Below are 15,617 nucleotides of genomic sequence, written 5' to 3' on the forward strand. Positions count from 1 at the left end.
GGGAGGAGAATCATTATGCTGCAAAACTTTATTGATGCCTATTCTCCCGACAACCTGCGCTACCTGCTCGGGGGCTTATGGATTACGATTCTGGTTTCCGTCGTCTCGATCATTGGGAGTTTTATTATCGGGTCGATTCTCGGTGTGATTCGTTATGTGAAGATCAAATATTTATCGGCAGTCGTTGGGTTCATCATCGATGTGATTCGGAACCTGCCACTGTTGTTGATTCTGTTCTTTACCTACTTTGGTTTACCCAACCTGGGAGTTAAGCCGGAGATTATTCCGGCGGCCATCCTCGCCATGACCATCTTTGAATCCACAATGCTTGCTGAAATTGTGCGTTCTGGGATTCAAGCGGTCGACTCCGGTCAGATGGAAGGGGCCCGAGCTAACGGGCTAACTTACTGGCAAGGTCTGTGGCACATCGTGTTGCCGCAAGCTTTAGTCAAAATGATTCCGGCCATCGTGAGCCAATTCATCTCACTGGTTAAGGACACGTCTTTGGCGACGATTATCCTGTTACCAGAAATGTTGTTCCGGTCACAGATCATTTACGGGCAAAACACCAATTACATTATTCCAATGTTCGTGGCGATTGCTTTGATGTACTTCATCGTTTGTTACCTGCTGTCGCTCCTATCACGCTACTTAGAGAAGCGCCAAGCCTAAGGTTGTGTTAGGGATGTGTTGTGGTGATGTGCCGCCTGCGGCAGCCAGGGATTCCGCCTGCTGTGGGGACCGCCTGCAGCCAAAGAGCGGGCTTCCGGCTCGGTTTGAAACCTCGCGAGGTTCATGCGAGTTTCCAAACGCGTCCCATGCTGTAACCCCGGGAAGAACCTAGCGCCCGGGCTAACAGCATCGTCACGGCCGGCTACATCCCTGGCTGCCTCCGGCTCTACGTGACAGCTCTAACAAAAGTTATGTTTGGGGCTGTGACCGTGGGGCATTGGTGATCAACAACTAGTTGTCGGTACGTGAAAGCTGCTAACAATCATAAACTGGCCGTTGAGCTGGTAGTGTAATGAATTTTAGATAAATTGAAAATAGCCATCAACACATTCAGTTTGAGTGCATTGATGGCTATTTTGCGTGGAACTGATATTTCTAATTTTAGCATGGAACGTGGGACAGCTGGCTAGGTCGATTGGGACTGAAGCTTAGCTGGAGGAGGTCAGGGATGGAACCAGCTGTGACGGCGATGTTAGACCATGTTCTTCGGTCTTACATCGCGGGACGTGTTTGGAAACTCGTCTGGGTCTGACGAGGTTTCAAACCGAACTGGAAGCCCGTTCTTTGGCTGGAAGTGGTCCCCACAGCAGGTGGAACCCCTGACAGCCGCAGGCGACAACCACTAACGTTCGCCCTCAGCGTCACGGCCCATTTTCACCGGCCCGGAGGCCTGACAACGACCAGTAGTAACCAGTACCAAATAAAAATCATCCTCAACTGATGTGGGGATGATCTTTTTGATTTATTCAGTAACCACGAATTTCTTGAAACGGTCGAAGTCAGCCTGTTGTAGCTCAACCTTCAGGGCCGTTCCCTCAGCTTCGTAGTTGGTATCCAGAACGTTGGCGTTTTCGTTTAAGTAAGAGACGATTTCGCCGTCTGAGAAAGGTACCAGGAAGTTGGCGGTGACGTAGTTGTGGAAGACCTTTTCCTTCATTGCCTTGACCAACATGGCAATGGAATCGGGATCCTTGGCTGACAGAATCAGTTGGTCGCCGACGCGGCTAGGATAGCTTGCTTCCGTCAAATCAGCCTTGTTGAAGACCGTGATCATTGGCACGTCGGTCACACCGATTTCTTCCAGTGTCTTCTCCGTGGTGGCCATCATGGCCTCGCGGTTCGGATCGGCATAATCCACGACCTGAACCAGTAAGTCGGCGCTGGCTGCTTCGGCTAACGTGGAACGGAAGGCCTTGACCAGTTGGGTTGGCAGTTGGCTCACGAACCCAACCGTATCGCTCAACAGCATCTTCTTTTGGTCGGGGAAGACTAACTGCCGGACACTGGTATCCAGCGTGGCGAACAGCATATCCTTCACGAAGACTTGCTTGTCTTCACTCTTCCCGAATTCACGGACGAGGGCGTTCATTAACGTTGATTTCCCAGCGTTGGTGTACCCGACTAGGGCAACGGAAGGTAATTCGTTACGTTCCCGCTGTTGCCGTTGGGTAGCCGCTGCCTGGGTGATTTCCTTGAGTTCGTGATTGACGTGGTTAATGGAACGTTGGATGGTCCGGCGACTCATTTCAGTCTGTGATTCACCAGAACCACGGTTGGTGAAGCCACCGCCACCGCCGCTACCGGTCTGCTGGTCCAGTCGTTGTGAGGCGCTGGTGTGCAGGCGGGGCAGTTGGTATTGCAACATGGCCAGTTGAACCTGTAACTTAGCTTCGCGAGACTGTGCCCGGTTAGCGAAAATTTCAAGAATCAGACCGGTCCGGTCAATGATTCTGGCCTTCGTCCCGTTCTCCAGGTTTCGAATCTGACTGGGAGTCAGCTCATCGTTGACGATAATGATGTCGACACCATCGTCAGCGACAATTTGGGCTAACTCCTCAACCTTCCCAGTACCAAAGTAGGTCCCGGGATTGGGCTTAGTCAAAGATTGTTGAATCTCTTCTGCCACGGTCATGTTATTGGCTTCCACCAAATTTCTAAGCTCCGTCATGGAGTAGTTAAACGTGGCTTGACCAGCGTTTAGACCAATCGTGATGACGGGTGTACGTGGGGTTTCTTCCAAAAGATCACCCTCCTTTAAAGTCTATGACTTGAGTATAACATGTTTGCTCACTGACGAATAAAGATTAGCCGGGGTAAGTAAGGCTGGCGCAGTCTTGTAGACGGTTTGGGTGAGATGGCGTGGTAACGGTCGAGCAAAATTAATGAACTTAAAAACGCATTATTATTGATATCTCATTTTTAGGTAAAATGACGTGAGCACGAGTGAATAAAAAATTGTTGGTAATGAATGCCTATCTGACAGCGTATACAGCTACATTCATTGGTGAATATGAGTTTGCTCAGTGGGGGTGAACACAAGGGTGACCTCCAAAAAAGTGAATAAATTTTCAAAAAATTAGAAATCAGTATTGATTCTCATAGAACTTTAATCTACAATGGTTGCTGTTGCTTAGTCAACAGGCAAGTCCCATTTGCGCCGTTAACTTTCGGACAATCGATGATTAGGGTGGTTGTAAGTCGGACATCTTCCGTGAGGGGTGTGCGGGCACAATGCCCCGCCGGTCGATGACGCGAGCCAAAACTAACGTCGCAATGTGAGCATTACATATTTAGAGGGGTCGGAATTTTATGAAGGTAAAGTCAATCGTTAAATTAGGAGCGGTGGCAGCGCTGGCAACAGTTTCATTAGCAGCGTGTGGCACTTCTTCTAGCAGTAGCAAGCAGGCTAAGGATCAAACCTTGACCTGGATGGAAAGTTCTACCTTACCAACGATGGATAATTCGCTGGCAACCGATGTCGTTTCCGGTGAAACGTTGAACAACACGGGTGAAGGTCTGCTGAAGTTCGGTAAGAACAGTAGCACCCATCCCGGGGTTGCCAAGAGTTACACCAAGTCTAAGGACGGAAAGACTTACACATTTAACTTGCGGAAGTCTAACTGGAGTAACGGAGACAAAGTAACGGCTCGCGATTTCGTTTACGGGTGGCAACGCACTGTCAACCCGAAGACGGGGTCACAATACGCCTACTTATACGCTGATGTACTGAACGCCAACGCCATCATGAAGGGCAAGAAGGCCGTTTCCACGTTAGGGATCAAGGCTGTTGGCGACTACAAGGTTAAGGTCACCCTGGTTCACCCAGTCAGCTATTTCCCAACGTTAGTCGCTCAGACGGCTTTCTTCCCACAAAACAAGACGGCCGTGACGAAGTACGGTAAGAAGTACGCCACGAATGCCAAGGATAACGTCTACAACGGACCGTTCAAGCTGACTTACTGGACGGGGACGTCAGACAACTGGACGCTTTCTAAGAACAGCAAGTACTGGGATGCTAAGAACGTGAAGTTGGACAAAATCAAGTTCAGCGCCGTTAAAGACCCGCAAACCGCTCTGAGCCAATACCAGAGTGGTAAGCTGGATGCCATCTACTTGAGCGGTCAACAACCTAAGAACTACAAGAACGACAAGGATTACCATGCTCGAAACAGTTCTCGGGTCACTTACATTGAATTGAACGAAAAGAAAGATTCCATGATGCGTAACAAGAAGGCCCGTCAAGCCTTGTCTCTGGTCTTGAACCGGAAACAATTTGTCAACAAGGTCATGGACGATGGTTCTAAGGTCGCTACTGGGATCGTTACCAGTGGTTTAGCTATCCGTAACGGCAAGGACTTTGCCAAGGAAGGCACGATTCCTGCCGCCACTGAACACAACGTTGCTAAGGCGCAAAAGCTTTGGAAGCAAGCGTTGAAGGAAACTGGCCGGAAGAGCTACGCATTGACCTTGATGGCTGATGACACCGCCGAAGGCAAGAGCACGACTGAATATGTTCAGAGTCAATGGTCCAAGCTCTCTAACTTCAAGGTTACCAACTCAAACTTGCCATACAAGACCCGGTTATCCCGGTCTGCCTCTGGTCAATTTGATGCCGTCGTTACCCTCTGGGGAGCCGACTTCCCAGACCCAATCACCGACTTGTCACTCTTCACGTCCGACAACACTTACAACAATGGTAAGTGGTCGAACAAGACTTACGACAAGCTGATCAATGATGCCACGACGACGAACGCTAACAAGCCAGCCGCTCGTTGGCAGAACATGGTTGATGCCCAAAAGGTTCTGTTGAAGGATCAAGGGATCATCCCTGTTTCGCAAAGTGGTAAGCCACAATTGGTTAAGTCCAAGGTCAAGGGTGTGGTTTACTTCCCTGTCAGCTCTAACTGGGACTTCAGCAAAGCTTACATCGCTAACAAATAATCTGTGAGTCTGTGTCGCCTGCGGCTGCCAGAATTCCGCCTGCTGTGGGGACCGGTGAAAGCCTGAGAAGCGGTCTTTCACCTCGACTTTGAGCCACGCCAGGTTCGGGCGTAGCTCAAAGCTCGTCCCATGCTGTAACCCCGGGAAGAACCTAGCGCCCGGGCTAACAGCATCGACACAGCTGGCTCCATTCTGGCATCCTCCGGCTTATGCTACACAGATTAGTTGTCGCTCGCCGGTGATGTGGTTATATTTGTTAAATTTTATCGGGAACTCTCAGAGGTTGTAACTGACTTCTGGGAGCTCTTTTTGATGTTCACTGGGAAGCTTTTGGGGGATGAGTACGGGTAGTGGCGGTCTTACTAGGTGCATTATCAGTCCTAAATGGTGCCTATTGAAATATTTTTCAGATGGCAGTAACCCAATGTTTGCGGCATTTGTCGCTATTTCCAAAGCTTAAGATTAAAATTCGCTATTGATTCTCATCGTTTTATAATCTAGTATGTTACTCAACGTCATGTCACTTGAGGATAATTTGTGAAGGGGTCGGAATTTATATGAAGGTTAAGTCAATTGCCAAGTTAGGGGCGGTGGCGGCGTTAGCGACGATTTCGTTAGCGGCGTGTGGTACCAGCTCCAACGATAATAAGGCCAAGAATCAAACGGTTCACGTTATGGAGACCTCCGCGTTAGCGTCAATGGATAACGCCAAGGCCACCGACATCATTTCCGGTGAGACACTGAACAACACGGGTGAGGGCCTATTGCGATTCGGTAAGAATAGTAAAACGCTGCCCGGGTTGGCGAAGAGTTATACCAAATCTAAGGACGGATTGACTTACACGTTTAACCTCCGGAAATCACAATGGAGTAACGGTGAGAAGCTGACTGCTCAGGACTTCGTCTACGCATGGCGGCGGACCGTTGCGCCGAAGACCAGTTCACAGTACGCTTACCTCTACGCCGACATTAAGAATGCGAATGCGGTGATGAATGGCAAGAAGGCGCCAGCTGCTCTGGGGGTTGCGAAGGATGGAGACTACAAGTTAGTCGTCACGCTGGCTCACCCAGTAAGTTACTTCCCAACGCTGGTTGCGCAACAATGTTTCTACCCTGTGAATAAGGGTGCCGTTGATAAATACGGTAGCAAGTACGCTAGCAACGCCAAGACCAACGTTTACAATGGGCCGTTCAAGCTGACATCATGGTCTGGGACTTCTGATACCTGGACGCTGACTAAGAACAAGAAGTACTGGAACGCTAAGGTCGTGAAGTTACAGCACGTGAAGTACAGTGCCGTGAAGGATCCACAGACGGCGTTGAGTCAATACCAGAGTGGTAAGTTGGACATCATTTCACTGAGTGGCCAACAACCAAAGAACTACAAGAATAACAAAGAATTCCATTCCCGGAAGAGTTCTCGGATCAACTACGTCGAACTCAACCAACGGAAGGATACGATGCTGAAGAACACGAAGGCCCGTCAAGCCCTGTCCATGGTTATCAACCGTAAGCAATACGTAAATAAGGTATTGCAAGATGGTTCGACATCAGCAACTGGAATTGTTTCTACCGGGTTAGCCATCCGCGACGGCAAGGACTTTGCCAAGGAAGCAACCGTGCCATCAGCAACGGATTACAACTTGGCTAAGGCTCAGAAGTTATGGAACCAAGCTTTGAAGGAAACTGGCCGGACCAGTTACTCACTGACCTTAATGGGTGACGATACGCCAGCTGGTAAATCCGCAACTGAGTATATCCAAAGTCAATGGGGTAAGTTGGATCACTTCAAGGTGACGAACTCTAACATTCCTTACAAGACGCGGTTGTCCCGGTCCCAAAATGGCCAATTCGAAGCCGTTGTCAGTGGCTGGAGTGCTGATTTCCCGGATCCAATCACCGACCTGTCCCTCTTTACCACGGGGAACACGTACAACAACGGGAGATGGTCTTCTAAGGCTTACGACAAGCTGATCAACGATGCCACCATTACCAATGCCAACAAGCCAAGTGCTCGGTGGCAGAACCTCGTGGATGCCCAGAAGGTCCTGTTGAAGGACCAAGGGATCATTCCGTTCTACCAGACCGGGATGCCACAATTAGTGAAGTCTAAGGTCAAGGGTGTCGTCTACTTCCCAGTCGGCGCCAACTGGGATTACAGTCGGGCCTACATTGCTAAATAGCGTTTGATCGCCTACGGTTGCCAGGGATTCTGCCGCTGTGGGGACCGCCCGCAGCCAAAAAGCTGGCTTCCGGCTCGGTTTGAAACCTCACCAAAGTACAGTGAGTTTCCAAACACGTCCCACGGTATAAGGCCGGGAAGAATCAAGCGCCCGGTCTAACACCGTTGTCACGGCTGGCGCCATCCCTGGCCACCTCCGGCTACACGACGTTAGCTATGCAGTCGCCACTGTATCTGCTTGTATCCTATAATATTATCGAGAGTTCTCCGAAGCTTAATTGGCTTTGGAGAACTCTTTTTCTGCTTCAAAGAGATATACCGTCCTGGGAGCCTGCTGGTGCGTTTGCATAGGATTAGCGTCCATGTGGTAGATAGAGCCGGTCTATCGTCGTCTGGGGGATTTTAAAGCGATTTACGGTGGCTTTTGCGTTCGTTCAGGGTCGATTTCATTTTTGATCAAAAGCAGTGGCAATCTTCTCATAATTCGAGTTCCTCCATAAATTGAATAATATTCATAAATTAATAGCAGGTGAACTCGGACCATCAGCCGCGAATAGGCAGGAAGGGCGGTGCGTCTTGACCATTAAAATAGCCAATTATGTTCTTGGCTTTCCTGACTTAACGGTTGACTGTAACGCCGACGTATCAGCTGTTACCTGACATGGCGGTGACACCTGGACTTAGTGATTGCTGTCGGACGAGGTCTATCGGGGAGGTGTGAAGATTGGTTGGTACGGTGACCAATCAAAATGAATGTATAATAGGTAAATATTTATGTAAGCGTTATCTCGAGGCTATCGCTAAAATGAGAAAAATTATACTCAAAAATTTTATTTTTGCACAACGAATCCCAGCCCAACGGCGTTTATAACTGCATATTTAAATTTTATTAGTTTTTACCATTGATTTTAATTGTTTTCTAATATACAATTGGAAACATCAAATTTGAGGATGTCAATTTATTTCACTAACAACACATAGAGGGGTTGGATATCAATGAAAATCAATTCGGCAGTCAAACTCGGGACGGTGGCTACGTTCGCGGCAGTATTGCTCGCAGCGTGTGGGTCATCGTCAAGCAGTTCTAGCGAGGCTAGCAAACAAACGTTAAATTGGATGGAAAATTCAGCTTTACCATCAATGGATTCCGCGACAGCAACTGACGTGGTTTCTGGAGAAACTTTAAACAACACCAATGAAGGTCTGTTACGGTTCGGTAAGAACAGTAAGGTTCACCCTGGGGTTGCCAAGAGCTATAAGGTTTCTAAAGACGGTAAGACGTATACCTTCAACTTACGGAAGTCTAACTGGAGTAACGGGACCAAAGTTACGGCAAAAGATTTCGTTTATGCCTGGCAACGCACCGTTAATCCTAAGACCGCTTCACAATATGCTTACATGTACGCACCTGTGAAGAACGCCAACGAAATCATGACTAGCAAGAAGCCAGTTTCTAGCTTAGGGATCAAGGCGGAAGGCAATTACAAAGTGGTTGTCACGTTGACGCAAGCAACGAGCTACTTCCCATCATTAGTTGCGAGTCCCATGTTCTTCCCACAAAGTAAAGCAGTCGTTGATAAGTACGGTAAGAAGTTTGCCACGAACGCCAAGAGCAACGTCTACAACGGGCCATTCAAGTTAACTTACTGGACCGGGACGTCTGATAACTGGTCGTTGAGTAAAAACACTAAGTACTGGAACGCAAAGAATGTTAAACTGAAGAAGATTAACTTCAAGACGATGAAGGATCCACAAACTGCTTTGAGTCAATACCAGAGTGGCAAGCTGGATGCAACTTACCTGAGTGGTCAACAACCTAAGAACTACAAGAATGACAAGCAATACGTTGAACGTAAAGGGGCTTCAACCTTCTACATTGAAATGAACCAACGGAAAGACAGTATGATGAAGAACAAGAAGGCGCGTCAAGCATTGTCCTTGGCAATCAACCGGAAGCAATTCGTCAACAAGGTCTTAGCCGATGGCTCAACGCAAACGAAGGGTCTGGTCTCAACTGGTCTGATGTCTTACAAGGGTAAGGACTTCAACACCGCTTCATACGTGCCAGAAGCTACTAACCATGACTTAGCTAAGGCGAAGACGTTATGGAAGCAGGCACTGAAGGAAACCGGTCGTTCAAGCTACAACTTGACGCTGATGGCCGACGATACGCCAGCTGGTAAGAACACGTTGGAATTCGTTCAAAGTCAATGGTCTAAGTTGGGTAACATCAAGGTTACCAACCAAAGCCTGCCATTCAAGACGCGTTTAGCACGTTCTGAAAATGGACAATTCCAAGCCGTTGTTTCTGGCTGGGGTGCTGATTACCCTGACGCTATCTCCTTCTTGGAAATGTTCACGAAGACCAACTCCTACAACCGTGGGAAGTGGAACAATGCCGAATACAACAAGGACATTGCCGCTGCTGATGGTAAGGATGCAAACAACGAAGCCGCTCGTTGGACGGACTTAGTTGATGCTCAAAAGACGTTGATGAAGGACCAAGGGATCATCCCACTGTACCAACAAGGGAAATCACAACTGGTCAAGTCTAAGGTCAAGGGCGTTACCTACTTCCCAACCGGCGCTAACTGGGACTTCAGTAAGGCATACATTGCCAAATAATCGAATCTAATATTAGTCATTACGCGTAAGAGAACGTTATAGTTTTAATCGGGGAGTAAGGATTAACGAAGCAGTTAGTCCTTACTTTTCGATATATAGCAATCATTTATCGTCTTGTTGTTTTCATATAATTCTTGTTAAGCTTAACAACTTAACGGTAACGAATAAGTCTACTGATTGAGAGGTAAACAAATGGCAAAGTACCTAGCAAAGCGGATCTTCTATCTGATCCTGACCTTATTCATCGTTATTACCGTCACCTTCTTCCTGATGAAGTTGTTACCCGGGACGCCACTGACGAACCAAGCCAAGTTGTCCAAGAGCCAGATTGCATTGATTTACCAGCAATATGGGTTGGATAAGCCGGTTTGGCAGCAGTACCTGTTGTACCTAGCAGGGGCCGTCAAAGGTAACTTCGGGACTTCATTCCAGTTCAGTGACCAACCCGTGTCCTACCTGCTCTCTAGCCGGATTGGACCATCCTTACAGATTGGGCTGCAAGCCATGATTGTGGGTGTCATTGTCGGAATCATCATCGGTGCTTTCGGTGCGATGAAGCAAAATACGTGGGTCGACACCACGACGACTGTTGTTTCCATCTTAGGGATCTCAATTCCTTCCTTCGTTCTGGCCGTACTGTTACAGTACTACTTGGGGTTGAAGTTAGGCTGGTTCCCAATCGCCGAATGGGGAGGTTTTATCTACACGGTATTGCCAACCTTAGCGTTAGGCGCGACGCCGTTAGCCGAGTCGGCGCGGTTCGTGCGGACGGAAATGGTCGATGTGTTGAGTTCGGATTACATTGAGTTAGCCAAGGCTAAAGGCCTGAGTCGGATGGGGGTTATTTACCACCATGCACTGCGGAACAGTTTGATCCCGCTGATCACGATTGTGGGTCCTTTAGCGGTTAACATCATGACCGGGTCGATGGTTGTTGAAAACATCTTCTCCATCCCCGGGATTGGGGAACAGTTCGTCAAGTCCGTCTTGACCAACGATTACCCAACCATCATGGGCTTAACCATCATCTATTCATTCATGTTGTGTGTCGTTCTGTTAGTCACTGATATCCTTTACGGAATCGTTGATCCACGGATTCGGCTTACAGGAAAGGCTAACTAGGAGGTAAATAAATGGCAGATACAGTAAAACTCCCAGAAGATAGCTTTAAGCCCATCACGGCCGATGACCGTGCGGCTTTAGATAGTGAAAAGATTGCGGCACCGTCACTGACCTTTACACAGGATGCTTGGCGGCGGTTAAAGAAGAACCGGGGCGCCTGGGTGTCTCTGATTCTCTTAGGAATCATCTTCTTACTAGCTTTCGGCTCCATCTTCGTTTCACCGCACAATCCAAATGCCGTGAATCCATCATACGCAAACTTACCCTCAAAGATTCCTGGAATTGGGATCAACGGGTTCAACGGAACGCTGGTTCAGGCCGGTGAACGGGTCGATGCTTACAAGCAAGCTGGTGCCACTGGTGTGCATTACATCATGGGGACCGACTACTTAGGGCGGGACTTGTTCTCCCGGGTTCTGTACGGGACACGGATCTCCCTGATCATTGCGTTAGTTGCGACACTGTTTGACTTGACAATTGGGGTGACCTACGGGTTATTCTCCGGTTGGAAAGGGGGACGGGTTGATACCTTCATGCAACGGGTCATTGAAATCATCCTGTCCATTCCTAACCTGGTCGTTATCGTCCTGTTGATTTTGATTCTGAAACCCGGGATGGCGTCGATCATTATCGCCATCGCGTTAACCTCGTGGGTGAACATGGCCCGGCTGGTCCGAGCGCAGACGCTGGAAATCAAGGAGCAAGAGTACATCTTAGCGGCGAGAACGTTGGGTGAAAGCTCGTTCAAGATTGCCTTCAAGCATCTGCTGCCTAACCTGTCGAGTGTCATCATCATTAACACGATGTTTACCATTCCTAGTGCCATCTTCTTCGAAGCCACGCTGTCCTATATTGGGATCGGGATTTCATCCCCGCAAGCTTCGTTAGGGACACTGTTAAATGATGGGCAAAAGAACTTCCAGTTCCTGCCTTATCAGATGTGGTGGCCAGCACTGATCCTATGTATCATCATGTTAGCCTTTAACCTTTTGGGTGATGGGTTGCGGGATGCATTTGATCCGCGGACGAAAGAGTAGGTGAGGTGACGTCATGGATAACGAAAAAGACATTTTAGAGGTCCGGAATCTACAAGTTAACTTCAAGACCTATGCCGGTGACGTTAAGGCCATTCGGAACGTTAGCTTTGATTTACGGAAAGGTGAAACACTTGCCATTGTTGGGGAATCTGGTTCTGGGAAATCCGTTACGACGCGGACCATCATGGGTCTGAATGCGTCAAACGCCGATATTACCAGTGGCTCGATCGTCTACAAGGGGCAAGACCTATTGAAGAAGAGCGAGAAGGAAATGCAAGCCATTCGGGGCCAAGACATCGCCGAAATCTTCCAGGATCCAATGACTTCGTTGGACCCAACCATGAAGATTGGGCGGCAGATTGCTGAACCCTTAATGGTCCACAAGGGCATGAAGAAGGAAAAAGCCTTGGCGCAAGCCTTGGAAATGATGAAGTTAGTCGGGATCACGGATGCTGAAAACCGGATCAACGACTATCCTCACCAATTCTCTGGTGGGATGCGGCAACGGATCGTGATTGCGATTGCGTTGATCAACTACCCCGAGATCCTGATTGCCGATGAACCAACGACTGCTTTGGATGTAACCATTCAGTCACAGATCCTGCATTTGATGAAGGAACTACAAGACAAGATTTCAACGTCGATCATCTTTATCACCCATGATTTAGGGGTGGTTGCCGGGATGGCCGACCGGGTCGCCGTCATGTACGCGGGTAAGATCGTAGAATACGGCACCGTCGATGAAGTCTTCTACAATCCTAAGCACCCGTACACGTGGGGACTGTTGAGCTCGATGCCAACGTTGGATTCGAGTGGGGATTCCTTACCATCGATTCCTGGGACGCCACCGGACTTGCTGGATCCACCAACTGGGGATGCCTTTGCGGCTCGGAACGCTTACGCATTGAAGATCGATACGGAACAGGAGCCACCGTTCTTCAAGGTTTCCGATACGCACTATGCGGCGACTTGGTTGCTCCATCCGGATGCACCCAAGGTGACGCCACCAGCACAGATCGTTGAACGGCAAGAGAAGTACGCGACGATGCAGAAGGCTTGGTTGAAGACCCAACAGTCAACCACACCAGTTGAAGAAGAGGAGGAACAGCAATAATGGACTACGAAAATGCCGAAAAAATCCTCGAGGTCAAGCACCTCAAGCAGTACTTCAACGTGGGTAAAGCCGATGAAGTGCGTGCCGTTGATGACATTTCATTCGATATCTACAAGGGTGAGACCTTTGGATTAGTGGGTGAATCTGGTTCAGGTAAGACCACCACTGGTCGGGCCATCATTCACCTGTATGAACCAACATCCGGTGAAATTCTGTTTGACGGTAAGAACGTCGATTCCTTTACGAGTAAGAAGGACCAACATGACTTCCGCCAAGAGATGCAGATGATCTTCCAAGATCCCTATGCCTCACTGAATCCACGGATGAAGGTCAAGGACATCGTGGCCGAGGGGATTGATATCAACCACCTCGCCAAGGACGACGCCGACCGGACCAAGCAGGTCGAAGACTTATTGGAAACGGTGGGTCTGAACAAGGACCACTCCAGTCGGTACCCCCACGAATTCTCTGGTGGGCAACGGCAACGGATCGGGATTGCGCGGGCGTTGGCCGTGAACCCCAAGTTTGTGATCGCCGATGAACCCATCTCCGCTTTGGACGTGTCGATTCAAGCACAAGTCGTTAACTTAATGAAGAAGCTACAACGGGAACAGGGCTTAACGTACCTGTTCATCGCCCATGACCTCTCCATGGTCAAGTACATCTCCGATCGTATCGGGGTCATGCACTATGGCCGGATGCTAGAAATCGCCGATGCCGACGAAATCTACGCCCATCCATTACACGACTACACCAAGAGTCTGTTGTCAGCCGTCCCAGTACCCGATCCAGAGTTTGAACGGACCCGGGAAGAGATTGCTTACGACGGTAGCCAAGAAAATGACGGTAAGGAACGTCACTTGGTAGAAATCGCACCACGCCACTGGGTCCGCGCTGCGGAAGATGAAGTCTTCATGTACAAGCAACGTGCCCAGGAAGCGTCATTGATTAAGGAGTAGAGTGTGGAGCGAGGCGGGAGTCGGCGAGCATTAACGTCGCTAAGATGGAAATCCCGATTCTGGATTTCTGGCTTAGTGGGGTTAAGCGGAACCGGCTGCCTCGCGGAACACGTTTCGGCAACATAACCACAAAGAACGCCTTACAAAGGGTCCAAGAGCAATCCAGCTCTTGGGCCTTTTTGCAACTTCAAAGGGCAAAACTGGTCGCCTGCGGCTGTCAGTGATTCTGCCGCTGTGGGGACCGCCTTCAGCCAAAGGACGGGCTTCCGGCTCGGTTTGAAACCTCACCAAAATACGGTGAGTTTCCAAACGCGTCCCACGGTGTAAGCCCGGGAAGAAACGAGCGCCCGGGCTAACACCGTCGTCACGGCTGGCGCCATCACTGACCTCCTTCGGCTAAGCTAGTTTTGTCTTTATGCGTTGCCGGATCTGAACACTGAATCGTATAGGAGTGCTATTAGAAATAGTCCCTACACTACTACTAATGTAATTTTTACAGATTTAGTCGCACGGAAGACGCGAACTTTATCGGAACTTAATCATTATGACGGCTAGTTGTTCGGTTAGCCAAACCTAGATTGGCGTTGTAACCAGCGTTAACTGGCGGGTTCACGAGCATCGAGACTGCAGAGAATGGGTCCCTGAATAGTGTCTCGCCGCAACTGCCATTACGCCAAAAAAAACGCCAAACCAGCGAGTGGTTTGGCGTTCAGTGATTTTATTTGCAAGCGGGGAACCTAAAGCACAGGTCCCTCAGAATTGTTGTAGTAGTCGACGTGATACTGGCCATCGGTGACGGTCAACTTGGTGATACTGCCGTTGTCGACGGGAATTGAGATGTCGATGTCGGAGAACTTGGAGACAGTGCTCCGGATGGTCGTGCTGTGTGTGGCAATCATGATTTTATCGCCATCGTTAGCCGCAGCCACCACGCGGTCGAAGCCGGGTTGGAGGCGGGCCCAGAAGGCGGCGTTGTCCTCGGCATCGCCGTAAGGGTCTTGGGCGTGGAACATGTCCTTGGTCTTCTCAATCGTCAGACCGGCAATCATGTCGTCGAAGGTGTGAAATCCTTTGGGACTGCCGACCGTGTGCCAGGTTTCGCCTTCGTCCATCCCCTCGAAGAATCCGAAGCTTTCTTCACGGAAAGCGGGTTCAGTCTGAAGGGCGCTCTGGTCGAGTGAATTAGCGGCAAGGATGATGTCTGCGGTGCGTTGTGCCCGCGACATATCGCTGGCGTAGGCTGCCGCAAAAGGAATATCGGCTAGCCGTTCACCAGCGCGTTTGGCATCGGCCAGACCCTTGTCGGTCAACGGGGCATCGATCCACCCCTGAATACGGAAATACTTGTTCAGAAAGGTTTGGCCGTGACGGACCAAATAAAGTTCAACTGTCGCCATGTCATTCGCTCCTTTAAAATTAAATGTGACTTGTGTCTGTGATTAATTTAGTGGAAATTGCCGCCTGCGGCTGTCAGGAACTCCGCCTGCTGTGGGGACCGGTTCAAGCCAAAGAGCGGTCTTGAACCTCGACTTGAAACCTCGCAAGGACCACGAGTTTCCAAGCTCGTCCCATGGTGTAAGAACGGGAAAAACCGAGCGCCCGTCCTAACACCATAAGCACGGCCG

The 15,617-nt window shown here is 49.4% G+C and carries 10 protein-coding genes; 8 read left to right on the forward strand and 2 right to left on the reverse strand.

From position 1 onward, the window contains the following. The first annotated feature begins 18 nt into the window (after nucleotides 1-18). A complete protein-coding gene (locus ACEPSU_RS04155) occupies nucleotides 19-672 on the forward strand; it encodes an amino acid ABC transporter permease (protein WP_027825936.1) in 654 nt (217 codons plus the stop codon). Nucleotides 673-1,474: 802 nt separating this feature from the next. Here the strand turns inward: ACEPSU_RS04155 and hflX are convergent. Then, the gene (hflX, locus tag ACEPSU_RS04160) at nucleotides 1,475-2,752 is read right to left on the reverse strand and encodes a GTPase HflX (RefSeq protein ID WP_395322916.1); all 1,278 of its coding nucleotides are present in this window, start codon (nucleotides 2,750-2,752) and stop codon (nucleotides 1,475-1,477) included. A 569-nt stretch (nucleotides 2,753-3,321) separates the two neighbouring features. Between hflX and ACEPSU_RS04165 the strand changes: the two genes are divergently transcribed. From ACEPSU_RS04165 to ACEPSU_RS04195, 7 genes are all read left to right on the forward strand, one after another. Then, nucleotides 3,322-4,953 carry a peptide ABC transporter substrate-binding protein gene (locus ACEPSU_RS04165; RefSeq protein WP_395345296.1) on the forward strand — a complete coding sequence of 544 codons (1,632 nt, stop codon included), beginning with the start codon at nucleotides 3,322-3,324 and terminating at the stop codon, nucleotides 4,951-4,953. Between the two features lie 557 nt (nucleotides 4,954-5,510). Beyond that, nucleotides 5,511-7,136, forward strand: a complete 1,626-nt coding sequence (locus ACEPSU_RS04170; RefSeq protein ID WP_395322918.1) for a peptide ABC transporter substrate-binding protein — start codon at nucleotides 5,511-5,513, stop codon at nucleotides 7,134-7,136. 995 nt (nucleotides 7,137-8,131) lie between these two features. Then, a complete protein-coding gene (locus tag ACEPSU_RS04175) occupies nucleotides 8,132-9,760 on the forward strand; it encodes a peptide ABC transporter substrate-binding protein (RefSeq protein WP_020089039.1) in 1,629 nt (542 codons plus the stop codon). A 192-nt stretch (nucleotides 9,761-9,952) separates the two neighbouring features. Next, nucleotides 9,953-10,882 carry an oligopeptide ABC transporter permease gene (gene opp3b / locus ACEPSU_RS04180; RefSeq protein ID WP_020089038.1) on the forward strand — a complete coding sequence of 310 codons (930 nt, stop codon included), beginning with the start codon at nucleotides 9,953-9,955 and terminating at the stop codon, nucleotides 10,880-10,882. An 11-nt stretch (nucleotides 10,883-10,893) separates the two neighbouring features. Then, nucleotides 10,894-11,919, forward strand: a complete 1,026-nt coding sequence (locus tag ACEPSU_RS04185; protein WP_020089037.1) for an ABC transporter permease — start codon at nucleotides 10,894-10,896, stop codon at nucleotides 11,917-11,919. A 13-nt stretch (nucleotides 11,920-11,932) separates the two neighbouring features. Then, nucleotides 11,933-13,033: an ABC transporter ATP-binding protein gene (locus ACEPSU_RS04190; RefSeq protein WP_020089036.1), complete on the forward strand. Its 1,101-nt coding sequence runs from the start codon at nucleotides 11,933-11,935 to the stop codon at nucleotides 13,031-13,033. Further along, nucleotides 13,033-13,992 (forward strand): ABC transporter ATP-binding protein, encoded by a 960-nt coding sequence (locus ACEPSU_RS04195; RefSeq protein ID WP_020089035.1) that lies wholly within the window; start codon nucleotides 13,033-13,035, stop codon nucleotides 13,990-13,992. Before ACEPSU_RS04190 ends, ACEPSU_RS04195 begins: the two co-directional genes overlap by 1 nt. A gap of 737 nt (nucleotides 13,993-14,729) precedes the next feature. Here ACEPSU_RS04195 and ACEPSU_RS04200 read toward each other — a convergent pair. Beyond that, nucleotides 14,730-15,389: a histidine phosphatase family protein gene (locus tag ACEPSU_RS04200; RefSeq protein ID WP_395322919.1), complete on the reverse strand. Its 660-nt coding sequence runs from the start codon at nucleotides 15,387-15,389 to the stop codon at nucleotides 14,730-14,732. Nucleotides 15,390-15,617 lie beyond the last annotated feature (228 nt).

Origin of the sequence: Levilactobacillus parabrevis (genome assembly GCF_044051715.1) — a bacterium.
GTDB classification, from domain to species: domain Bacteria; phylum Bacillota; class Bacilli; order Lactobacillales; family Lactobacillaceae; genus Levilactobacillus; species Levilactobacillus parabrevis.

Bases quoted from the DNA above. Each gene is read 5' to 3' on its own strand.
- ACEPSU_RS04165 (WP_395345296.1), top strand. From the start codon at position 3,322: ATGAAGGTAAAGTCAATCGTTAAATTAGGAGCGGTGGCAGCGCTGGCA.
- ACEPSU_RS04170 (WP_395322918.1), top strand. From the start codon at position 5,511: ATGAAGGTTAAGTCAATTGCCAAGTTAGGGGCGGTGGCGGCGTTAGCG.
- ACEPSU_RS04175 (WP_020089039.1), top strand. From the start codon at position 8,132: ATGAAAATCAATTCGGCAGTCAAACTCGGGACGGTGGCTACGTTCGCG.
- opp3b (WP_020089038.1), top strand. From the start codon at position 9,953: ATGGCAAAGTACCTAGCAAAGCGGATCTTCTATCTGATCCTGACCTTA.
- ACEPSU_RS04185 (WP_020089037.1), top strand. From the start codon at position 10,894: ATGGCAGATACAGTAAAACTCCCAGAAGATAGCTTTAAGCCCATCACG.
- ACEPSU_RS04190 (WP_020089036.1), top strand. From the start codon at position 11,933: ATGGATAACGAAAAAGACATTTTAGAGGTCCGGAATCTACAAGTTAAC.
- ACEPSU_RS04195 (WP_020089035.1), top strand. From the start codon at position 13,033: ATGGACTACGAAAATGCCGAAAAAATCCTCGAGGTCAAGCACCTCAAG.
- ACEPSU_RS04200 (WP_395322919.1), bottom strand. From the start codon at position 15,389: ATGGCGACAGTTGAACTTTATTTGGTCCGTCACGGCCAAACCTTTCTG.